The organism is Paenibacillus tundrae, from assembly GCF_036884255.1.
Lineage (GTDB): Bacteria > Bacillota > Bacilli > Paenibacillales > Paenibacillaceae > Paenibacillus.
In genome coordinates this window covers 3,251,621-3,274,908 of record NZ_CP145605.1, presented here as the reverse complement: position 1 = coordinate 3,274,908, position 23,288 = coordinate 3,251,621, and the positions used below count along the sequence as shown (strand labels likewise).

Annotated in this window: 22 protein-coding genes; 7 read left to right on the top strand and 15 right to left on the bottom strand. The window is 44.5% G+C overall.

Features of this window, described 5'->3' with window-relative positions:
* Positions 1–60: 60 nt before the first annotated feature.
* Positions 61–1,038: an aldo/keto reductase gene (locus tag V6W81_RS14690; protein WP_338539521.1), complete on the bottom strand. Its 978-nt coding sequence runs from the start codon at positions 1,036–1,038 to the stop codon at positions 61–63.
* Positions 1,039–1,206: 168 nt separating this feature from the next.
* On the opposite strand from V6W81_RS14690, the gene V6W81_RS14685 reads away from it, so the two are divergent.
* Together V6W81_RS14685 and V6W81_RS14680 are read left to right on the top strand one after the other, a co-directional pair.
* Positions 1,207–2,394 carry a cytochrome P450 family protein gene (locus V6W81_RS14685; RefSeq protein ID WP_338539520.1) on the top strand — a complete coding sequence of 396 codons (1,188 nt, stop codon included), beginning with the start codon at positions 1,207–1,209 and terminating at the stop codon, positions 2,392–2,394.
* A 35-nt stretch (positions 2,395–2,429) separates the two neighbouring features.
* Complete coding sequence (locus V6W81_RS14680) at positions 2,430–2,795, top strand: ribosomal protein L7/L12 (RefSeq protein WP_338539519.1); 366 nt, start codon at positions 2,430–2,432, stop codon at positions 2,793–2,795.
* A gap of 148 nt (positions 2,796–2,943) precedes the next feature.
* On the opposite strand, the gene V6W81_RS14675 is transcribed toward V6W81_RS14680, so the two are convergent.
* The 9 genes from V6W81_RS14675 to V6W81_RS14635 all read right to left on the bottom strand — a co-directional run bounded on the left by V6W81_RS14675 (position 2,944) and on the right by V6W81_RS14635 (position 13,777).
* Positions 2,944–3,699, bottom strand: a complete 756-nt coding sequence (locus tag V6W81_RS14675) for an SDR family NAD(P)-dependent oxidoreductase (protein ID WP_338539518.1) — start codon at positions 3,697–3,699, stop codon at positions 2,944–2,946.
* A 374-nt stretch (positions 3,700–4,073) separates the two neighbouring features.
* The gene (poxB, locus tag V6W81_RS14670; protein ID WP_145047730.1) at positions 4,074–5,801 is read right to left on the bottom strand and encodes a ubiquinone-dependent pyruvate dehydrogenase; all 1,728 of its coding nucleotides are present in this window, start codon (positions 5,799–5,801) and stop codon (positions 4,074–4,076) included.
* Between the two features lie 188 nt (positions 5,802–5,989).
* The gene (locus V6W81_RS14665; RefSeq protein ID WP_338539517.1) at positions 5,990–6,754 is read right to left on the bottom strand and encodes an SDR family NAD(P)-dependent oxidoreductase; all 765 of its coding nucleotides are present in this window, start codon (positions 6,752–6,754) and stop codon (positions 5,990–5,992) included.
* A gap of 64 nt (positions 6,755–6,818) precedes the next feature.
* Complete coding sequence (locus tag V6W81_RS14660; protein ID WP_338539516.1) at positions 6,819–7,124, bottom strand: Dabb family protein; 306 nt, start codon at positions 7,122–7,124, stop codon at positions 6,819–6,821.
* Between the two features lie 201 nt (positions 7,125–7,325).
* A complete protein-coding gene (locus V6W81_RS14655; protein ID WP_056691355.1) occupies positions 7,326–7,577 on the bottom strand; it encodes a type B 50S ribosomal protein L31 in 252 nt (83 codons plus the stop codon).
* 141 nt (positions 7,578–7,718) lie between these two features.
* A complete protein-coding gene (locus tag V6W81_RS14650) occupies positions 7,719–7,985 on the bottom strand; it encodes an HPr family phosphocarrier protein (RefSeq protein WP_260985372.1) in 267 nt (88 codons plus the stop codon).
* Positions 7,986–8,293: 308 nt separating this feature from the next.
* Positions 8,294–9,364, bottom strand: coding sequence for an NAD(P)-dependent alcohol dehydrogenase (locus V6W81_RS14645; RefSeq protein WP_338543908.1), 1,071 nt, complete (start codon positions 9,362–9,364; stop codon positions 8,294–8,296).
* 61 nt (positions 9,365–9,425) lie between these two features.
* The gene (locus V6W81_RS14640) at positions 9,426–11,558 is read right to left on the bottom strand and encodes an alpha-glucuronidase family glycosyl hydrolase (RefSeq protein ID WP_338543907.1); all 2,133 of its coding nucleotides are present in this window, start codon (positions 11,556–11,558) and stop codon (positions 9,426–9,428) included.
* On the bottom strand, positions 11,555–13,777 hold the full coding sequence (locus V6W81_RS14635) for a glycoside hydrolase family 52 protein (protein WP_338543906.1): 2,223 nt from the start codon (positions 13,775–13,777) through the stop codon (positions 11,555–11,557). The genes V6W81_RS14640 and V6W81_RS14635 overlap by 4 nt, the downstream gene beginning before the upstream one ends.
* Before the next feature lie 241 nt (positions 13,778–14,018).
* On the opposite strand from V6W81_RS14635, the gene V6W81_RS14630 reads away from it, so the two are divergent.
* The gene (locus V6W81_RS14630; RefSeq protein ID WP_338543905.1) at positions 14,019–14,930 is read left to right on the top strand and encodes an AraC family transcriptional regulator; all 912 of its coding nucleotides are present in this window, start codon (positions 14,019–14,021) and stop codon (positions 14,928–14,930) included.
* Here V6W81_RS14630 and V6W81_RS14625 read toward each other — a convergent pair whose 3' ends face one another.
* Together V6W81_RS14625 and V6W81_RS14620 are read right to left on the bottom strand one after the other, a co-directional pair.
* A complete protein-coding gene (locus V6W81_RS14625; RefSeq protein ID WP_338543904.1) occupies positions 14,931–16,331 on the bottom strand; it encodes an aldehyde dehydrogenase in 1,401 nt (466 codons plus the stop codon).
* A gap of 150 nt (positions 16,332–16,481) precedes the next feature.
* A complete protein-coding gene (locus tag V6W81_RS14620; RefSeq protein WP_338543903.1) occupies positions 16,482–16,784 on the bottom strand; it encodes an ArsR/SmtB family transcription factor in 303 nt (100 codons plus the stop codon).
* A gap of 398 nt (positions 16,785–17,182) precedes the next feature.
* On the opposite strand from V6W81_RS14620, the gene uxuA reads away from it, so the two are divergent.
* The 4 genes from uxuA to V6W81_RS14600 all read left to right on the top strand — a co-directional run bounded on the left by uxuA (position 17,183) and on the right by V6W81_RS14600 (position 20,553).
* A complete protein-coding gene (gene uxuA, locus V6W81_RS14615; protein ID WP_145047721.1) occupies positions 17,183–18,250 on the top strand; it encodes a mannonate dehydratase in 1,068 nt (355 codons plus the stop codon).
* Positions 18,247–19,110, top strand: a complete 864-nt coding sequence (locus V6W81_RS14610) for an SDR family oxidoreductase (RefSeq protein ID WP_338543902.1) — start codon at positions 18,247–18,249, stop codon at positions 19,108–19,110. The genes uxuA and V6W81_RS14610 overlap by 4 nt, the downstream gene beginning before the upstream one ends.
* A gap of 261 nt (positions 19,111–19,371) precedes the next feature.
* Positions 19,372–20,100, top strand: coding sequence for a DUF421 domain-containing protein (locus V6W81_RS14605; RefSeq protein ID WP_338543901.1), 729 nt, complete (start codon positions 19,372–19,374; stop codon positions 20,098–20,100).
* An 81-nt stretch (positions 20,101–20,181) separates the two neighbouring features.
* Complete coding sequence (locus V6W81_RS14600) at positions 20,182–20,553, top strand: DUF4363 family protein (RefSeq protein WP_338543900.1); 372 nt, start codon at positions 20,182–20,184, stop codon at positions 20,551–20,553.
* A gap of 66 nt (positions 20,554–20,619) precedes the next feature.
* Here the strand turns inward: V6W81_RS14600 and V6W81_RS14595 are convergent, their stop codons facing one another.
* From V6W81_RS14595 to V6W81_RS14585, 3 genes are all read right to left on the bottom strand, one after another.
* Entirely contained in the window at positions 20,620–21,321 is a 702-nt protein-coding gene (locus V6W81_RS14595) for a M50 family metallopeptidase (protein ID WP_145047717.1), read from the bottom strand.
* A gap of 58 nt (positions 21,322–21,379) precedes the next feature.
* Positions 21,380–21,949: a hypothetical protein gene (locus tag V6W81_RS14590; protein WP_338543899.1), complete on the bottom strand. Its 570-nt coding sequence runs from the start codon at positions 21,947–21,949 to the stop codon at positions 21,380–21,382.
* 166 nt (positions 21,950–22,115) lie between these two features.
* Positions 22,116–23,288, bottom strand: coding sequence for a metal ABC transporter substrate-binding protein (locus V6W81_RS14585; protein ID WP_338543898.1), 1,173 nt, complete (start codon positions 23,286–23,288; stop codon positions 22,116–22,118).

Genomic DNA, 23,288 nt, shown 5'->3' with positions numbered 1-23,288 from the left:
CCAAAAAGCACAGGCAACAACCTGTGCTCTCACGAATCTCTCTATCTTTCTTTCTACGTTCTACATTCGCCGTCCACATGAAGCCGAATATAACTCATACCACTCATAGCGCGTTAGTTCGGTCTGGACCGCATTCTTGCAGGCTCTGATACGATCTGGGCGGATCGAGCCGATAATAGGCTGAATACCCGCAGGGTGTTTCATTAACCAGGCAAGTACAATAGCCTCAGATGTAACGCCACGTTCCTTCGCCATACGTTCAACGACTTGAGCTGTAGCTTCGATCTCGGGTCGTTGACCATCAACGACTCTTCCTGTGAAACGTCCTTGAGCAAGGGCACCCCAAGCTTGGAGCTGTATATGCTCCGATTGGCAGAACTCCATTGTTCCGTAAGGGAACACATTATGTAGTGCTTGAGGACGATTCACGGTGACGCCAGCCTCGACAAATCCAATTTTATCTAGACTCATCTCAAGCTGATTCACGATAAAAGGAACGTTGCTATAGGACTGCAGTAAACGAATTTGCTCAGAGCCCATGTTGGAAACACCGAAGTGCCTTACCTTCCCGGAATGATGAAGCTTAGCTAAGGCTTCCGCAATCTCTTGCGGGTGTGCAAGCGGGTCTGGGCGGTGTAATAGTAAAATATCCAAATAATCGACACCCAAACGTTGAAGGATACCATCCACACTGGCGAGGATATGAGAACCGGATGAATCATAACGTTGTGGGCCATCATCATCTCCAACGAGACGTATGCCGCATTTGGATTGAATGATGATCTGTTCCCTTAAGCCTGCTGATTCCGCTAATATACGTCCAAACACATGCTCCGCCTTGCCTCGTGTATAAATATCTGCCAGATCATAATGATTAATGCCAATCTCAAGAGCAGCTTCCACAGCCCGGTGTCCCTCGCAGACTAAATCATCGGTAATCGGGAGTCCATCCCACTCGCCTCCAAACCGCATACAGCCAAGGACAAGGGCACTTGCAGGGATATGATGATGATGCAGTGGTAATTGAGGATTAGACATATTACACTTCGCCTCCGTTACAATTTATAGTTGAAGACAGGTTTCAGCATTTCGATATGGAATATATACATGAACCAAACTTTATGTATGAACCCGCAAAAAGTTCCCTGTAATTCCTTAAACAAGAATATCATATTTCAAGCTCTTAGATGAAAGGAGATTTACCCATTGAATATGAACGAATCTTCCCAGCCAGAGTTTTTCACCAGAGAATTTACACAGAACCCTTACCCCGTATATGAAAATCTTAGAAAGAACAATCCGATCTATAAAGTAATGTTCCCGAGTGGTGAATTCGGCTGGATCATTACGCAATATGAGGATGCCGTTGAGATACTGAAAGATTCACGGTTGAGTAAGGACGTAGCCAAACGATATGGATCTGAGAATCAGAGCATTTTTGTCAATAATATGTTATTCTCCGATCCACCAGATCATCGCCGTTTACGTGGACTTGTGCAGAAAGCGTTCACCCCTAAATGGATTGCAGGAATGAGAGATCATATTCAAACTATTGCAGACAATCTACTGGATCAAATAGAGTCCAAGGATCAAATGAACCTGATTGATGATTATGCTTTTCCGCTACCTATCATCGTGATTAGTGAAATTCTCGGTGTACCCCTAGAAGATCAGGATAAATTCCGGATGTGGTCTAACACGATCATTGATGCAACGAGTTCTGAGCACGCCGAAATGTTTGAACAACATGCCCAAGAGTTTATTGAGTATCTAAATGCTTGGTTTGACAAGGTTCGGAAAGAACCAGGAAATGACCTGATCAGTCAGCTTGTTGTTGCGGAGGAAGCTGGCGAAAAATTAACGGAGAACGAGCTGTTAGGCGTTGTTGCGCTGCTAATTATTGCTGGTCACGAGACAACGGTTAATCTGATTGGCAATGGTATCTTAGCTTTATTAGAACACCCGAGCCAGCGAGATCTTCTCATTGAACAACCCGAGTTAATTCATCAAGCCATTGAAGAGATGCTCCGTTACAACGGACCTGTTGAATTTAGCACTTCGCGCTGGGCGCTGGAAGATATTCAATTCAGAGATCAGCTTATTAGCCAGGGCGAATTGGTTATCGTTGCTTTGGACTCTGCTAATCGGGATGAGCAACAATTTCCAGATGCAGACGTATTCGACATCACTCGTGAGAAAAGTCCACATTTAGCTTTTGGAAAAGGAATTCATCTCTGTCTGGGAGCTCCACTAGCCCGTCTAGAGGGGGAGATCGCTGTGATGACACTCCTACGTCGATTCCCTAATATTCAACTTCAAGCTGACGTGGATCAGCTTGAATGGAGACCTGGGATGATTGTCCGCGGTGTGAAGGAGATTCCGTTACAACTCTAATCAAATTGTTTGAACTGAAAGTGAGGCCCAACATCATGGAAATGAACACAATGATATTTATCGTATTTTTGCTATTTATGTTAATTTCGCTAGTCCGGATGGCAAGCTTACAGCGACAGCTGAATGAATTAAAAAGAGATGTCGATCGTTTGGAGAATGGCGCCCGTATGCCGTCTAATGCTTCGGTTCCTTTAACCTCATCCTCATCCCAGCAGTATGCTTCGTCAATGTCTGTTACCGCTTCGTCTTCGACAATAGACACACCGCCATCTGAATTAGATCAGGAGCTGCTCTCCCTGCTTCAGAAGGATCAGAAAATTAAAGCCATCAAGCGACTTCGTGAAGCTAGAGGGTTATCTCTTAAAGAAGCCAAAGATTATGTTGAATCCTTGGATCGTTAATATTTAATCGCATATCTCTCAGCAGTTACGTAAGTTTCACATCGGCTAGGGGATAACACAAAGAGGCACTGTCTTCAGACAGATGCCTTTTTGTATACTTCTTTATTATGTTTGCCTAGCCTAGTGCGCATAAGGTTACTATTCGATATTACTGTGCAGTTACGGCACCATCAATTGGATATACAGCACCATTAATATACGGGGCTTCGTCACCAAGCAGGAACGCAACCAAGTTCGCAATCTCTTCCGGTTTACCTAAACGTCCGGATGGAATGCTATCAACGGTTGCTTTGAACACTTCCGGATTATCCTTACCAAACTGAACAACCATAGGAGTTTCAATCGTACCTGGGGCAATAGCATTAACACGAATGTTATCTTTGCCATATTCGATTGCAGCTGTACGCGTTAATCCTACAACACCATGCTTCGTTGCTGCATAAGGAGCAACGGCTTGAACGCCTACAATTCCTGCTGTAGAGGCAGTGTTGAGAATTGCACCTCCGCCTGTTTTGAGCATTTCGGTAATCACGTATTTCAACCCGTAAAATACACTTCTCAAGTTAATATCGATAATTTGATCAAATTGCTCAATGGTATGTTCGATTAATTTGACACCTGGTCCAGAAATACCCGCATTGTTAAAGAACATATCAATACGTCCGAACTCTTCGACCGTCTTCTTCACGTAGTTTTCTACATCTACTGCCTTACTAACATCGGCTTGAACAAAAATAGCTTTGCCACCTAACGCCTCAATCTGTTTAACTGTTCCTTGGCCTGTTGCTTCAACTAGATCAACTACCACAATAGATGCGCCCTTCTCAGCGAGCTTCAATGCGGCTGCCTGTCCCAATCCACTTCCTGCTCCAGTGATAATGGCTACTTTTCCTGTATGACTCATTCTGATCTCCTCCATGTGTGTGTATTCTCTCGTCGTCGGATCCATTAGATCAATATGAAGCAGTTAGTTACAAAAAAATGCAACATATGTAGGTTAAATGATACATAATCCTATCTGACAACATTTATTTTATAGGACTTAGAAAATAAAAACAATTTTAAATAATATGATGCACGATAATATAGATGTATACAACGTGATTGAACAAGGAGTGCAGTCCTCATACGAGGCATGGCTGACCCCCTTGTTTACACACGAATCTATCCTGTATTACTTCAAACAGCGGTAAGTGGATCAAAGAATATGCTTCTAGAAATACAGTTGTTTAGCTCTCAGCTAGGGCTATTATCTCAACTCCGAACGTGTTATCTTACTTACCGTATCAAATTAGTCTTAGCTAGTTCAATCAGCTCATCGCCTCGACCATTGAGTACAGCTTTCATCATCCACAACGTGAATCCTTCAGCCTGTTTAATATTAATCTTCGGAGGCAACGAGAGCTCCTGACGATTAACGACAACGTCAATCAGGACAGGTCCATCATGCTGAAGTGCACGCTCGACTGCTCCCTCAAGCTCCGCTGGGTCTTCCACTCGGATGCCCTCTAACCCCATAGCCTGAGCGACCATAGCAAAGTTAGGATTCACAAGTTCTGTCCCCGATTCTAGAAAACCAGCAGCCTTCATCTCCAGTTCAACAAAACTTAGTGCGCCGTTGTTGAATACAACCACATTAATTGGCAGGTTATGCTGCTTCAGCGTTAATAGATCGCCCATGAGCATTGCAATACCACCATCTCCAGATAGTGAGATGACCTGTCTACCTGGATTTGCAACTTGAGCACCAATCGCTTGAGGCAGCGCATTAGCCATTGTGCCGTGGTTAAATGAACCCAGCAGCCTGCGATTACGGCTCATTTCAATATATCGAGCAGCCCACACCGTAGGTGTGCCTACATCACAGGTGAATATTGCGTTCTCAGCAGCAGCATCACTAATGATTTTCGTTAAGTATTGGGGATGGATTGGCGTTTTACCTGGTTTGCCGATGGCTAGCTCGTCCAGTTCTTTACGTACTTTGACATAACGATCAACACTTTTCCTCAAGTGTTTGTCAGCATGTTCTTTTGTTAAATATGGCAGCAAGGCTTCAATCGTTGATTTCACATCACCACAGACACCGAAGTCGAGCTTCGTACGCCGTCCAAGATGCGAGGACTGAATGTCGACCTGTAATACCGTTGCATCCTCAGGGTAAAATTGACGATAAGGGAAATCTGTCCCCAGCATCAACAACACATCACAATCCATCATCGCATGGTAGCCGGACGAATATCCGATTAGACCCGTTAATCCTACAGAGTACGGATTATCATATTCAAGGTATTCCTTGCCTCGCAGCGCAATGACCATGGGTGATTGGAGACGTTCGCATAACTCCATTAGAGGTTCACGAGCACCGGCACAACCGGCTCCGCACAGCAATGTGATTTTTTTGTCTTGATTCAGGTATTCCGCAAGCTTGATAAGTTCAGGCTCAGAAGGATGAACAACAGGATTAGTTGGATGGTATACATGTTCAGGGACAGGAAGATCTGCCGCTTCAAGAGCCGCAACATCCCCAGGTAACACCACGACCGAAACACCCGAACGAGCCACTGCCGTCTGTATGGCCATCGTTAAGGAACGAGGCATCTGTTTGGCTGTTGTAATGACTTCACAATAGTGACTACACTCTTGGAAAAGATATTCTGGATGAGTAGCCTGAAAGTATTCACTCCCGATCTCGTCGCTCGGAATATGGGCAGCGATAGCCAGTACAGGTACGCGGTTTCGATGACAATCATATAAACCATTGATTAGATGTGTGTTTCCCGGGCCACTACTACCTGCACACACAGCAATACTACCGCTAACCTCGGCATCTGCACCGGCTGCAAAAGCGGCAACTTCTTCATGCCGAACATGAATCCATTCAATTTTACCCGAACGACGAATTGAATCCAGTACAGCATTAAGAGAGTCACCAACAATGCCATAGATCCGCTTGATGCCGGCATTTAATAGAGCTTCGACAAGAACGTCTGCGATTGTTTTCTTCATGATGATCTCCTTTAATTGCTTATTTTGAGTTAGGCTTCCACGTTATGAATATACCTATTCTTATACCCCAATGTTTTGAATACCGAATCAAATTTATATGTATGTATAGATATAATCTACTTGAATACAATAAGAAAAATCCGTCTGTCATAGGACAAACAGATTTCAGGTCGAAATGCTCTATTTAATTAGATCGCAGGCATCACATTGCCGCCATTAACCGGTATGTAAGCTCCCGTAATAAACGAGGATAGATCAGATGCAAGAAAAGCAACTGCATTAGCTATTTCTTGGTCTTCCCCTCTTCGCTTCAATGGCACAGTACGCGTATAGCCTTCATCATGTCCAGGTTCACTAGAACGATCACGTTCACTAATCGTCCAGCCAGGAGCCACCTGATTAACGGTGATCTGATATTCACCGACCTCTTTTGCCAGTACACGATACAAGCCATCCATTCCACGTTTACCCGCAGTATAGGCGGACTGTGTCTCGAAGTTTTGCATGGCGCATTCGGTGTTGATGCCTATGAAACGCCCACCTTTAACCTCTTTCATATAAGGAATAAAGGCTTTAGCTAAGTAAACGCTCTGCATCACACAAGACTCGAATTGTCCGAGGTAATCCTCAGGTGCCTGCTCTAATACCGTTGTCCATGCATATTGAATGACAGCATTCGCTACAACGATATCTACTCCACCTAAGCTAGATTGAATTTGTTCTTGCAACCGGGGAGCCGTCTCTGGTCTGGTGATGTCACCCTGAACAATAATCGCTTGTTTACCCATGCTCTCAATCTCACGTTGAAGCTCCTGAGCCTTGGCCTCATTATTTATGTAATGCAGGGCAATATTCGCACCACAATCAGCGAGAGTACGTGCAATAACCCTTCCTAATTGACCCGTTGCTCCAGTAACCAACGCCGTTTTTCCTGTGAGATCCAACTGTTTCAATATGAACACCTACCTTTATGGAAAACGATTTCGAAAATCCCGTTTGAACAACTATGATTTTGATTTATGTTGTATGTTGGACTAGATCAATTTCTTGGAAACGACTTACTTCTTTTTCCCAGCGTTCAGCTACATATTGAACATGAACCGGATGGTTGTTGTAAGCATCATATGCCGCTTGATTCGCAAAAACCATCGAAAAGCTGTAATCGAATTCATTTTTCTCGCTTACTTGGCGAAACACTTGAAACTGCTCCACACCTGGGATGGCTGCTAATGCCGTTTGGCTTTCTTGTAAAAAGCTCTCTGCCTCTGGCGTATCCTTGCCCACGTAAAGTGTAAAAGTTACCATATGTGTAATGCTACTCATGTCAATGTCCTCCTTCAATATGATCTTGCTCTGTTTCTTAGTGTACCCTTGAATGTGATGTAAGCGCAATCCTAAATATGCAGAATCATGTCTAAAGTTCGTCTGACCGCACATATGACTAACATCTACATGTAGTTCTTAATAGAAACAAAAAAACCTTGAGAACGAATTCTCAAGGTTTTCATGCAATCTATGGACAGACTAGTTTTTGAGGTTGTATTTACGGTTGAACTTGTCAACACGACCACCGATGTCCACGTTTCTTTGTTTACCAGTGAAGAACGGGTGGGATGCGGAGCTAGTGTCCACACGGATTACTGGGTAAGTGTTACCATCTTCCCATTCCATTGTTTCGTTCGAGAATTTAGTCGAAGAACTCAGGAATTTGTAATCAGCGCTTGCATCGTAGAAAATTACGATTTGTGTCTTTGGATGGATATCAGCTTTTGGCATATCTATTTACACTCCTTTAAAATGGTACTTCCTAGAATCAAACTAAATTTTATTATACTCTTTTTTTGCAAGAAGCACCAGCAGGAATTGAACAAACATAAAAATAATTACAATTCGGCGTCATTTCCACCTCTTCTAAAGCTACTTCCTTCTTTTCTCCAGCACATCTAACATGTACTCTAGAGCCTCAAGTTCATCCCAACCTCTGGTTTGCAATCTGACAATGCTCCCTTGCCTGATAGGAAGAAGAGCCATCCCGAGCAAGCTTTTGACATCAACTCGACGTTCATAATCAGCATCCAGAAACGACATTGAAATATCGGAGGCAAAGCGTGATGCTTGAGAAGATACAGACATCAGATCATCCCGGTGAAAATCCGTGTGAATCGTAAATTCATGTGTTCTCACAACCTTCATATCCTTTCGCTCTATAACTCGAACAACATTACACGTGCTACTCCGGTGACAAAATAAAATTCCGATGTAGCTTTCGTATCGAAAGCTTCCAATCGAACGCGTTGCATCTTCATGCGATTTCTGTCCTCTATTCTCTCGTGTAATTATTAAAATCTTCCAAGAATTATACCACTTTATATGGGCTTGTATAGCTTATTATGACTGCAAAATAAAAAATAAGCCCCACAGGATGGGGCTTAACAGCAGCGAATGTCTAAGAATCGCTGTTCGTTCGTATGACCTATCAAGAATTGGTTATTTTACTGCATTCCATTAGGGTAAACCATCACTTTAAGACTTCCGCTTTTGTTATGCAAAGCTCGTTCCATCGCCTGCTGCGTGTCCTCCAGGCTATAACGATCGGTAATCAGCGTCATCACGTCATGCTGACCAGAGCTCAGGAATTCAATTCCTGCACTATACGTATTCGCATAACGGAATATCCCGTATATATCCACCTCATTATCCGCAATAAAAGGAACATTCAGTGCAATTTCGTCTTGTGCAGGTAAACCCACAATGGCAAGCTTCCCTCCGCGCCGTAGTGAATATAGCGCTGTCTGTAGTGCTTTGGGATTACCCGCAGTTTCCCACGCTGTATCAACACCTTGACCATTCGTGAGTTCACGAATGATAGGAAGTGCATCTTCATTTCGAACATTGATCGTATGCGTAGCTCCGAGTCGGCGTGCAGCCTCAAGTCGAACTTCTTCTAAGTCTGTCACAATAATTCGTTCCACTCCGAACGACTTCGCCGCGGCTACAGCCATTAAACCTACAGGCCCCATCCCCATGATGGCTAACGTTGTTCCCGGAGCAAGCTTACTCCGACGCGCGGCATGAATACCCACCGAGAATGGTTCGTTCAAGGCTGCTTCTTCAAACGAAAGATGATCTGGGATCGGAAATGCCATATCTTCACGTATCGTCATGTACTGAACAAATGCTCCATCAACAGGAGGCGTCGCCAAGAATTGCACATCCGGACACAAATTATAGCGCCCCTCCTTACAAGCCGAACACCGGCCACAAGTCACCCCAGGCTCGACGGCTACGCGGTCTCCATGTTTAAGCCTAGTCACGCTAGAACCCACGGCTGCCACGATTCCTGCACATTCATGACCTAGTATGATCGGCTTTTCCACAACGAATCGGCCAATCCGACCATGCTCGAAATAGTGTACGTCAGACCCACATACACCTACAGCCATGACTTGAATGAGTACTTCATCTGCCTTAGGTACGGGAACTGCTTGCTGTTCAATGTGGATGTGACCTGGTTCCTTCATAACAGCTGCCTTCATTGTCTCTGGAATGGAATGTTGTCTCATGCTGCGCCTCCTTCTTCTGTCCATACACGAATGATCTCTAAGGTATAGGTTCTATCTAACGTTAATAAATCGTTCTGCCCTGTTCATCATCAATGCCACTCTTACGATAAAAGTAAGTATTAATCATGTCTCGCCATTCTTTCGCATGTTCAGCCTGTTCCTCCTGCAATAAAGCAACCTTGTCGTATATGCTTGCATCAATCTTGCCTTCAAGGCTTCTCCATTGATTAGCCAGCTCTTCCGCCTGCGTTGCTCCTTCAAAGTGAGTATCATAAATGTGTTGAATGACCGTTTTGCCGGAGTGAAGCACATGCGTATACGGTACATGATGGAAAAATAATATTAACTCATCCGGACACTGTTCAAGGGATTCATACTTGTCCGTGTTCTGCTGGTGATACTGGGAAGTATACCCCGTGCCACTACGCACCGTACGATCCACACCGATGCCTTCGCAATCGGCAAAGTGATAAGTCCCCCATTTGGAATACTCATATCCATCCACGTTAGGGCCATAATGATGATTAGGGTTAACCATCCAGCCTACCCCTAGAGGTGCCGTATAGTTCTCATAAATGTCCAGTGAGCTCAGCAACATGGCTGAGATGGTATGAATCACCTTTTCGTCATGTCCAAACGTTAGGCGAATCCATTCCTCAGCGATCTCTTCAGCTGACAACTCTGGATTCCAAGCTAGCCTTCCATATCCATATAAGTTAGCCTGAGCAAGTGGGTGTCCTGTCCAGCAAGCATCTGAACCGATGTTTGAAACGGCTGCAAAGCCACTATAAAGTCTGTTGAACATCGATCCATCGACAATGTTTTTAATCTCAGACCCTTCGCCTTTGGCATACGTATCAAAATCCAAGACGTCCTTCCATTGTGGTACCAGATAACACAGATGACGCTGCTGACCCGTATATTCCTGTGTAATCTGAAACTCAATCACTTGATTCGTCTGCTCCATGGCACCAAACAGTGGAGATACTGCTTCACGAACCTGGAAGTCCATTGGGCCATTTTTGATTTGCAAAATGACATTATCCGCAAAGCGGCCATCGAGCGGAGTGAAATGATCATAAGCTGCACGTGCGCGATCCGTTGAACGATCACGCCAATCCTGCTTGCAGTTATAGACGAAGCAGCGCCAGATAACAACTCCATTGAATGGACGTAGGGCTTCTGCAAGCATATTGGCACCATCCGCATGATCACGATTGTAGGTGAAAGGTCCAGGTCGATTTTCAGAATCTGCTTTTACTAAATAACCCCCAAAGTCAGGTATGGCAGCATACACTTTAGCGGTATGCACATTCCACCATTCACGAACTTGCTCATCAAGAGGATCTGCTGTATTCAACCCACCGATCTCGATTGGACTTGCATAATTGACACTTAGGAAAAGTTGAATGCCATACGCTCTGAATTCAGCTGCAATGCGAGCCACATCCCCTAAGAAATGTTCAGTCAGAAACAATGACTCACGTTGATGTACGTTCACATTATTGATGGAGATCGCGTTGATCCCGGTTGAGGCAAGAAGTCGTGCATAATCTCGTATCCGTCCAAGATCACGAGTGAATTCCCCCTTCTCATAGAAGATAGAATCGCCGGCATAACCTCGCTCAATACTGCCATCCACATTATCCCACTGATTAATCATCCGTAGAGAATTACGTGGTTGTTCTGCAATGTAACGTAATCTAGACTCCAGAGGTTCGGCATCAATCGAGCTTTCTGGGGTTAGAGTAAGCTCTCTCAGAACATGAAACGTACCATAAAGGACGCCTTGAGCGGATTCAGCTCCAATGGCCAATTGACCTTGCTTCTCATTAAAACGAATAATGTAGCCTTCTCCCTGAACGGAGGTGCGTTCACTTTCACTGAATTGTCCAGCTACACAGGATGAACCAGACCAAGTGCCCAGCCATATCCCTGGTGCTGCATCTGAGTTCGCTTGAGCGGATTGAGCTTGATTTACAGCTGGTTTTACACCGTATATATTCTCTAATCCCTGCATAAGTTCAGCAACGGCCGTAGACAAGACCTCATGCTTTTCATTTACAATAATGTGCCGGATCCAGGAAGGAGCATGTTTCGCTACTCCCCCTCTTGTAGATGAACCTGAACGGTAAGACAGCCATGCATCATACTGAGGGCCGGATAATTCCGTCTGAACGATGGATCGACTCATTGTACAGCCTCCTTACTTGCGTAGATACGTCCTAATTGATGCCCCTTACCTTCAAGAAGCCACAAAATAGATGTTACTCCGCGCGGATAATATTTACTTCCGACTGCAACGCCAGATAGAATCTGGTCACTCCAGCACCAGTAGGATTCTTCTGGATGCAATAACCAGTTCACATGAGCTGCATCGGCTTGTTTGCCGGATTCATCCCACTCAACTCCTAGAAGCTCTCGTGTAATGAATTGAGATAAATAGATTTTGCTAAGCCATGAGTTGTTGCTTGTAGATGAAAGCTTCCATCCACCATCGTCAAATAGACAGGTACCTGGTACTAGAACCGTGTTCAAATGCGTTCTCAGTGCTTGCAGATATGAGCTGAAGCGGCCATTAACATCAAGCGCACCTTCACATCCTGTGAAGTACGGGAATACTAAGCCTTCAATAGCTGGAATAATTCGAGAATCATTGTTCTCCGCGATTACCGCCGGAATGTAACCGGCCTCTGTTAACTGTGCTGCCACACTGGCTGCACAAAGATCAGCTTGGCGTCCGGCCTGAAGGGACAGATCAGCAAGTTTCTCTGTTGCAAACAGCTTCTCCAGAGCGACATAAACAGCCCAGCATTTTCCTGCCAAATAGATATTGTTGCGGGACTGCCCTAGCGATACGTCCAGACTATCATAGGTTGTAATCTCTGCTCCGCCTTTGGTGCGAGTGCTATCCAGCCCCATGAGACCATTACGTTGCTGTTCTTCCGGGTGATCTCGGTTAAGCATGCTTTGGAAGCAATCTTGAATAACAGGTAACATGTCTTGGACAAAACTGTGATCCTGCGTCTGCTCAATGTATACCGTCGCACAGCAGAGCCAGTTCACTAATTCCTCATGGCTCATCTGCGAGAAACAGTCGTCAATGCCCACAAGCTCGTAGGCTGAATGTCCGGGTCTTGAAAATACATTCGCTACTCCAATATCATGTGTAAACGTAATGCCACCTGGGTATTCTTTCTCTTCACCTGGAAAACGAACATGATCAGTGTAACTATAACGCTTCACAAACCATTCCAGCTCGTTCCGCACAGTCCACGGATTAAGAGCCAATTCGAAATACAACTGATCTGCCGTTAGATCCAGTGTATTCATCATGCGATATTCCCCTTCGTTAACGATCCAGAACGGTTCACCGTCAGCGTCAAGCAGCTGTGTGCTTGCATAATAACTATGGATGGAATGAGCAAGCATGAAAGCCTGATCTTCGGAGAGAGAAGCCGTTCCCAGACGATGATCAGCCTCCTCGCAGGACGATGCCAATTCATCGTACCGATTGAGTGCATACTGCCCTACTTCCTGAATATTTGCAAAGTATCGAGTATACCAATAAGTCGTATCGATTCCAGAAGTAGCAATGCCTCCGCGATAGAAGCAGACTGCAAAACGGTATGTACGTGTCTCGCCTGCCGGAACCTCCATTAACAATGCAGCCGTACCGCCCAAGCCAAACGCAAGATTTTCAACATGTTTCTCTTGAAGAATTTTCTCTAATGTAAAGCCTAGAGCGGGCCACAGTCCATCATCCTTAGACATAATCGCGGTTAAGCGTCCTTGACCCACACCTGTCAAAGAGCCGCCTTCTGGGCCACCAATCATTCTCATTGCTGAATAAGGATCATTGCCTTGATATCCAAAATACGCTTTGCGTGCCTGTTGTCCCTGCGTATTATCAATCGTCATTTCAACCAGTACTGCAGGCACAAGCGCATCCATTAATGCTTCACGCTCACCCTTCAGCGGCTCTGGCACAGGACGTACCGGTGAGTATATGCGGAATGTAAGATCTCCTGCGGACCATGTATCTGTTCCGGAGGTGAACTTACGTGTGATCTCTTCATCTCGAAAAGCCGAAATGAACGGCTGCTGTGCTCGCACAGAATGTGCTGTAGATTCCGCAACTTCCTGTTGTCCTGCTGCCTGCTCTGCATCTGAACTTTCCAGCTTCTCCACGTCATATCGGACACTCTCGTCTTCTGTCGCTTCATAAAAAGGAAGGGCTTGATAGGTCTCGCCATCCCTAGACTGAACACCAATATAAATATTCTGATCTGCTGGCTTGCCCAGCTCCAGTCCGAGTCCACCCTTCGCTCCCTTATAACCTAAAGTGAAACTAGCAAAAGCTCCAATGGGTGAGTGATGGGCATTATAAAAAATAGATTTGGATGCGCTCATGAAACATGACCCCTCTCAAATGGTATGCATACGTTTTCATTAGCCCCATCCTATCATGGGCGTGGAATTAGATACCATGGTCAAATCAATCGGATATTTACCCAAATCGAGCTAATGTAGTACAATACAATAAAGCGCTTACAATGATCTTTAAAGTCTCATTCTCCATCTTAGAGCGTAAATGCTCAATTAGGACAGTAACCTCTGAATCAACTATTCTAACTTTTGAAGGAGAGTTAATATGTCTTCTACCTATCTGCCTCCACTTCTAGGAGAAAGTGTACATGAAGTCTTTTACCCGGATGTACAGACGACGGTCAATCTATTTGCGATCCATTTGCGCAGTGTTGCTGCAGATTGGGATTATCCGGCACATGAGCATCCTCAATACGAATTGAATTATGTAACAGAGGGCGAGCAATTGATGACGGTTAACGGTCACGTTTACCAACAAAAGGCTGGCGAATTACTCCTGATTCCTCCAGGTAGCATTCATTCCAGCCAAAGTCGTAATGATCAAGGTTTTACATATTTCTGCATGCACTTTGATATTGATGACCAATTGTTTCTTTCCCTGCTTGCACGAATCAAACAAGTTTTGTTCAGTTCAGATAGCCCAGTGACACAGAAAATCGAGCCTGTACTTCGTAAATTAATGAACACTGCCCCTCATCCTACTCCCAGTGCAATGGTGCAACGTATGCAGCTTCAATCCGCTGTATTTGAACTATTCGGTCACTTGTGGGAGGCTGTCTCACAAGAAGTAGCTCAGTCATTCACAGACAGCTATGAGAAGATTGAGCTCGCTCATCAAATTCGAAACCGACTACAGGGCTTGGTTAGCCAACAGTTCAAGCAAGGTCGGGAAACGGATACTCACTATGGCATCGATGATATTGCATCAGAACTGGGGATCAGCTCTTCTCATTGCAATCGGGTATTCAAGCAGGTGTTTGGGCAATCTCCGCGCGTTGTTTTGTCCGAAATGGTACTGCATGAAGCGAAGCTGCTACTGGTAAATTCAACTCGATCGATCCAGCAAATTTCATCCATGCTTGGTTACAAGGATATTGCTCATTTCAGTCGTCAATTTAAACGCTGGTCTGGTGTATCACCGTCTCAATACAGATTGGAACGAGCGAACGAGAAGTAATTATTTTAACAAACGCTTAATGGTTTTGAGTTTGCCCGCATAGGGTGGATACAGAATAGGCAGATTCAACTTTGTACTCTTTTTAAGTACACTTTTGAAATGTGAGAATGTCTCAATGCTGAATTTTCCATGATAAGAGCCAACGCCAGAGTTCCCTACCCCACCAAATGGCAGTTGAGGATTAGCCACATGTGTAATGGTATCGTTAATACATCCACCACCGAAGGACACTTCCGACATGACCTTGTCTTGCAACTGTGTGTCTGTCGTGAATAGGTACAGAGCCAGTGGTTTTGGGCGCTTGAGAATATCCGCAATGGCTTCGTCAATGTGTCTGTACGTGATAATCGGCAAAATAGGACCAAAAATCTCGTCTTCCATGCTAGCTGCATCCCATGAACTTACATCAATCAGGGTTGGCTCGATATAACGATCATCTTCATCCGACTGTCCACCATATATAACCTGAGCCTGATCGCGCTCAATAATGGTTGTTAACCGCTTAAAATGCGTGTTATTTACGATTCGTCCATAATCGCGATTATGTTGGATATCAGAACCGTAGAAGGACTCTATAGCTTGCTTCATTTCTGTGATCAATTGATCCTTGACACGTTCATGTACCAAGAGGTAATCCGGCGCTATACAAGTCTGACCTGTATTGAGTAATTTTCCCCACATAATGCGCTGTGCCGCCACTTTCAGATCCGCATGTTCATCTACAATAACAGGGCTTTTGCCTCCAAGCTCTAACGTAACAGGAACTAAGTTTTTGGCCGCAGCCTCCATGACAATCTTACCTACAGGTACACTGCCTGTAAAAAAGATATAGTCAAATGGTGCATTAATAAGAGCTGTGGTGGTGTCCTTCGCTCCTTCTACAACTTTTACATATGAAGGCTCAAATATCGAAGCAATCAATTCACGTACTACAGAAGATACCGCTGGTGTGTTCTCCGATGCTTTGAGCACAGCTGTGTTGCCTGCTGCAATTGCACCTACTAACGGTTCGATCAATAGCTGAAATGGATAATTGAACGGACCAATAATCAGTACTGAGCCGTAAGGTTCAGGGACAATATAGCTTTTGGAGCCAATCAAGGCCATTTGTGTTTTTACTTTGACCGGTTTGACCCATTTCTTCACTTTTTTTATCGTGTGTGTGATGCTGTCCAACATGAATCCAACTTCGGTGGTATAAGATTCGAACTCGCTCTTACCTAGATCCTTGTAGAGTGCTTCAATAAGCTGGCTTTCATATTGTTGGATCGCTTGTTTAAGGCGGCTTAGTTGTTCGATTCGATAATCCACAGAGCGTGTTGCTCCTGAGCGAAAAAATTCATGCTGGTGCTGTAAAATCTCTTCAACTTCATGACTGCTGATTTCTTGTAGGGTACTCATGTTATCATGCTCCTTTAAAGTTAGAATGACGAAGCGTTTAAACTGACGAACGTATTAATCACATAAAGCCCAACTGGACTTTACTTAAGGTTGTGTTTATCTAAATCGAATGTATTAGCTAGCCTATTCAACGTACTCTTCTAATCAACCTTATATGCACTCTTCTTCCAAAGCCGTAACGAGTTCTTTCAACAGTGCAACCGAGGATTGCAGCGATGCAGAGTAATAACGTTGTGTGCCCTTCTGCTCTACCGAGATCAGCCCTTTTTCAAGCAGTAACTTCAAATGGTGAGAAATGGCAGGTCGTGACAAGCTGGATTGTTCCGTGATTTCATTCACTGTCATCTTGCCTCGTTCACTAAGCATGAGCAGGATCGATTGTCGGTGGTTATCACTGAGTACCTGAAATAAAGGAATGCAATTCTGAAAGATATGTAGTGCTTGTTGTCCCATGATTTCACCTCTATAATTCATTCATCATTAGTCCGTTGGTTTAAACATTTAAACTTAATATATGAATATTACTACTTCTTTCGACAAACTGCAATGAAATTCAAGCAAATCACAATAAAATCGATGTAATATCATACTAAATCAATATAAAGCGCTTCCACAATATTATACTTGTATGGTAGTATGTTAGTAGAACAAACTTGAAGATCAGTAAACATTTGATTTTCGGGTAACGCACCACTACAGCTTCATGTCAGGCTTCAAAATAGGTACATATTTAAGGTTACACCGCCTTACCTGCTTTACAGCATGTTGTATCACTCTAACCCTATCGCTCGCACAACATTGGCGTAATGATGCAACCATGCTTCTCTACTAAACTTGATGAGGTGAACGTGATGAAAATGGTTTTTCGCTGGTTTGGCGAAGGCAATGATACGGTATCGCTGGATCACATCCGGCAAATTCCGGGTGTTGAAGGCATTGTGTGGGCATTGCATGATGTGCCGGCAGGTGATGAGTGGCCGATGGACAAAATCTTGGCAGTCAAAGCTGCTGCAGATCAAGCTGGATTACATTTGGACGTGGTCGAAAGTGTTAACGTGCATGAAGATATCAAATTAGGACTACCAAGCCGTGATCAATACATTACCAATTACAAAAAAACGATGGAAAAGCTAGCCCAGGTCGGTGTTAAGGTGATTTGTTATAATTTTATGCCCATCTTCGACTGGCTGCGCACCGATCTTCATAAGGAATTGGAGGACGGCTCTACTGCCCTCTTCTACGAGAATAGCAGGATTGCTGATATCGAGCCGTTGGAGCTCGTTCGTAACATTACGGAAAATTCTTCATTAACAATGCCAGGCTGGGAACCTGAACGCTTGCAGTATTTAACAGGACTTTTCGAAGCCTATAAAGATGTAACAGAAGATGATATGTGGGAAAATGCTCGTTATTTCTTGCAGGAGATTATCCCAACTGCTGAACAATTAGGCATAAAAATGGCGATTCACCCGGATGATCCACCTTGGCCAATCTTTGGTCTACCTAAGATTATAATTAATCAGGATAATGTAAGAAGATATCTTGAACTATACGATAGCCCAAGCAACTGTGTAACTTTATGCAGTGGTTCGCTTGGAGCTAATTTAGATAATGACATCATCGGAATGATCCATGAATTCAAGAATCGTATTCCTTTTGCTCATATTCGTAATGTTAGGGTCTATGACAACGGGGACTTCATCGAAACCTCTCACCGTAGTCAAGACGGCAATGTTGATATCGCGGGTATCGTCGAAGCCTATCATGATATTGGGTATGAAGGGTACGCCAGACCAGATCATGGACGTCATTTATGGGGTGAACAATGCAGACCCGGATACGGACTCTATGACCGTGCGATGGGCATTATGTATCTTTGGGGCGTGTGGGATTCTCTACAGAGGAGGGTAAAAGTATGAGTGAATTCATCGCTGAACGCACCTCTCGATTGGAGGGAAAAGTCGCTGTCATAACAGGAGGCGCAGGTGTGTTGTGTCGTTCGATGGCTGAAGAGCTTGCTCGTCATGGTGCCAAAGTAGCTATACTTAATCGTACGGTATCTAAGGGAGAAGCCGTCGTCGCTTCGATCGAAGCTGCTGGAGGTACTGCGATTGCAGTGGCTTGTGATGTTACTCAAGCAGATAGTGTGCAGGCCGCTGCCGCAGCAGTGCTTGAACAGCTGGGTCCCTGTGACATTCTGATTAACGGTGCTGGTGGCAATAACGCCAGTGCCAATACGACGAACGAGATTTTCAAGCTTGAAGATCTAGATCAAGCGGATGTTACGACTTTTTTTGACGTTAGTGTAGAGGGTTTCCGTCAGGTCATGGATCTCAATTTTGTCGGCTCACTTATTCCTACACAGATCTTTGCAAGACAGATGGTCGAACGGGATGTGCAGGCAACCGTCATTAACATTTCGTCGATGAGTGCCCCTTCGCCTATGACCAAAGTTCCAGCGTATAGTGCAGCTAAGGCAGCGATTAACAACTTCACACAATGGCTCGCTGTGCACCTAGCTGAATCTGGTATACGCGTAAATGCGATCGCACCAGGATTCTTCCTCACAGAACAGAACCGTAATCTGTTATTGCAGCCCGATGGCTCACCTACCGAACGTTCTAGCAAAATTATTGCACATACACCAATGCGTCGTTTCGGTAAACCGGAGGATCTACTCGGCACATTGATGTGGCTTGCGGATGATCGTCAGTCTGGCTTCGTCACGGGCACCGTTATTCCAGTGGACGGCGGATTTATGGCTTATGCTGGCGTGTAGGTCTCTTCTACTCATCTCGTTTGCGGTAAACCGTCCCATTTAATAATTCTTTCTTCATATAATCCGAAGTTGGGTGCTCATCCCGCTTCGGATTTTTCATGCTTCGTTCCTGCACTTCTTCATTTCGAATAATATCCAATAACGCAGGAAAAACTTGTTATAGTTCACAGAAAAGTGTTAAAGGTATGACACTTCTCTACGAACCTGTTGGTCATTCCAATCCGCTGATTGTTGGATAAAGTGAAGGCTGGTGAACACGACATGATGGAAGAAACATGGGTCGTTGCAGTACGTTCCATAATCGCATTTCTGACGCTGATGATCTATACCAGAGTACTGGGTAAGCAGCAGATGGGCAATTTAACCTACTTTGATTACATTAACGGTATTACGATAGGTTCCATTGCAGGAACGTTTGCGACAGATTTATCGTCGAAGGCATGGATTCATTTTGTGGCACTAACCATATTTACGATTGTTACCATTATCTTTCAATATATAACGCTGAAGAATCGTACCATTACGAAATTGCTGGACTCTGATCCCACTTTGGTCATACAGGATGGCAAAATCCTTGAACAAAACCTGAACAAAATGAGGGTTAAGTTCGATGAATTGACCATGATGCTTCGGCAGAAGGATGTATTCGATATTACCACTCTTAGTTACGCGATCCTTGAACCAGATGGGAGTATCTCAGTTGTACTCAAACCTGAACATCAACCACTAACAGCGAAAGATATGAATCTGCACCCACACAAAAGCCGGTTGATGACCGAATTAATCATTGACGGCGTTCTTATTAAACAAAACCTGAAGGAACGTCACAAAGATATGAACTGGTTGACCGAGCAATTAAAAAAGAAAAAAATAACGATTCAGGATATTGCTTTTGCCGCCATTTTGCCAAACGACAAGCTCTACATCGATCTCTTTCAAGATCATTTCTCCGAGAAAACAGATATGGGAGATTACGAAGGCCCTTTCTAATTCAACGTCTCTCTCTTGATTTCAGACATTTCAAAATTTTCGAAGAGAACTTTCCGTCCATACCGACGCAGGAGGACTTAAATGAAAACACGATTCTGGTTGCTGTATGTCGTTCCAATTACCTTAATTATTTTGTTCTGTGCTATTCTCGCATCTGGATCCTTTCTTAAAAGACCTTTCGGTACGGAGGATCGTTTATTGGCGTCGATACAATCACTAGAGAAGCAAGTACAGAACAAGCAATGGTCTGAAGCCAAGTCCGAAGCAGAGTATGCCATGAACGCGTGGGATCACATCGTCAACCGTATCCAGTTCAGCGTAGAGCGTGAAACCATCTATGATATTTTAGGCACGCTTGCTCGAATCAAGGGTGGCGTTGCTGCGCAAGATGATCAGGCACTCCTGGAGGAGATTTATTACTTTTATGCCTTGTGGGATAATATAGGGGACTAAATATGTATGTAACGCAGAAAAGGACTTCCCAGAAGACGGGAGCCCCTTTCATTTTTGTTCAGTCATTTACTTACTTAAACTACGAGCACGCGATGTTCGGCCACTACTACTTTCTTTCCGGAAAAATAACGCTAATGCGCCTTTGGCACACCAGAGTGCAAACAAGGCGAATAATGTTCCCCAGAACATCGCAGGCATGAACGTTTGCTGTGCGAGATTAGCTGCATCCCCTGCTCTAGAAGGCTGTGTCCAGGACAGTAATCCGACATACATTGCACTCAAGACAGACTCTTCTAAGGTTAAGAATGCGAGGAATAGATAATAGAACTTCACGATCTTTGCACCAAAGATCATAATGACTACATTTAAGGCAATAAAACCGGTAAGCCACAGCATCCCAAACTCTCCTCTTACATAGAGCAGTAGAGACACAAGGGCTATAGCTGTAACAATGCCCAGACCCCACATGTGTCGTCCTTTCCGATATAGATAGAACAACAACCAAGCGAACAATGATGCAGAAATATAACCTGCTAAGGAGACAAGAATGGATCGCCCTGGTGTGAGCATCGTGGAATAGGTGACTCCACTATGATCCGCGTACAGTTCAATCCGTAATACTTTGCCCGATAACAACAACGTTGCCAGCGCATGACCGAATTCGTGAATCATCGTATCTAGGTTTCGAAATAAAGATGAGAATGGAATAAATCGTGTGAGAAATACAGAGACGACTAGAAATAGGATTGTTTTGAGCCATTTATTCAAGTACCTTCCCACCTCCCTTACCACAGAAAAATGATGCATAATTAGACTTATCCCTATATTACGTTGTAGAAGAGTGATTCGTTTCCTTATTAAAATGAGCAGCACATTGCTGCATCCACCAGCAGAAGCTACGATTGTGTCCTATGAAAAAGGAAGAGAGATCATAACGCCCACTGCCTGTCTCCAATGTAACCAGAAGTCTATGACGCATATTCTGTATCGCGTATTGGACGAACCGATCTGCTGCTTCACTTTTCACCAGTGTAACATACGCATAGAGTGAGTGATCAATAGGTTCATCCAAGGGACTTACACCTGCACAAGAAAATTCCGTAGCAATTCCTGCATGCTGAAGTAGAGTGAGTGCCTCAGCAAGCTCGACATCGACCTCTACACCATTCCACAGGGTCGTCCTTTTCGGAATTACAGTGTGTTTATCACGCTCTGTCCAAGACATTAATTCTAACTTACGTCTTCGCCATAGGTGAGCAGGCTGGTCACTCAGAAGCTCTTCTTGATCTGCACTCGCCAGAGTTGTGGTGTCCATGCTGGTCACTGTGGAATCAGATCCGTTTAAATTGTGGTGTAGAGTTGCTTCTGTTACATCTAGTTCTGGATCCATACTCATAAAAGGTTCCCCCTACTCCCGCTTCATATCCGGTTGCCTTAGACAACGAAGAGAGCACATCCCTGTGCTCTCTGCTTCGCCAGTCGGCAAAGGAATGACATCACGTGCCTTCCTCAGCTTATTGTATTATTGTACCTCTTTCATTAAAATGCATCAAATCCGATGTTTATTCGTTGAGCGCGAGCTTCAATGCTTCTAAGTTCTGTCTCATTACGCTAATGTAGTCCATTCCTGCTGCAAGTTCATCCTCGGTTAACCCTTCAATTGGATTCAACACAGCCGTCTTCGCACCTACTTCATTTGCAATTGTCTCGGATACTTTAGAAGAAACGAGCGTTTCGAAGAAAATCGTTTTTACCTGATGTTCCTTCGCAAAATCGATTACGGATGCCATCTGTGCTGCGGATGGTTCCTGTTCAGGAGACAATCCTGCGATAGGTACTTGTTGCAATCCATACTCCTGTGCAAGATAGCCAAAAGCAGCATGCTGCGTAATAAAGTCTTTTCGCTTGCTATCTGTGACAGCTGCCTTGAAATCGGTATCCAATGTTTCTAGTTTAGCGACGTACGCATCCGCATTTTGTTTGAATTGTTCAGCATACTCTGGCGCAGCTTCTGTTAAGCCAGCTTCAATGTTACGAACTTCTTGTATCGCTAATGCTGGTGACAACCATACGTGTGGATCAAGTCCACCGTGATCATGACTATGGCTATGGCTATGGGAATGCTCTTCTGTTGCTTCGTCTGCATGGTCGTGATCATGATCCTCCGTAGCTGCTTCGTCTCCATGATCATGAGCATGGTCTTCTGTCGTCGCTGATTCAGCATGGTCGTGATCGTGGCCATGGTCATGCTCTTCTGCTGTTCCTTCGCTGGCATGATCATGGTCGTGGTCGTGGTCTTCCGCTTCTGCGTCACCATGGTCATGCTCTCCGCCTTCAAGCAGGTTGATGCCCTTACTTGCTTCGACTTGTATCAGTTTGTCATTGCTCAAACTGTCCTTCACTTGATCAATCCAAGACTCCATACCAGCTCCGTTGTATACAAGCACATCTGCTTTCTCAATGCTAGCCATATCTTGCGGTGTTGGCTCCCAATCATGAGGCTCCATACCAGCTGGAACAAGTGTATGTACATCTGCCAGGTCACCCGCGACATTTTTGGTGAATTCATACATAGGATAGAAGCTGACTTGCACATTTAATTTACGTTCCGTCGCTGCTGGAGTACTAGCTGTAGACGGGTCTGGCTCCGAAACGGATTTCGTCTGCCCACAACCTGCGACAACAAGTGCGAGGCTGAAGAAAAGTCCAAATGCTGCTGTTTTGCTGAATTTCAT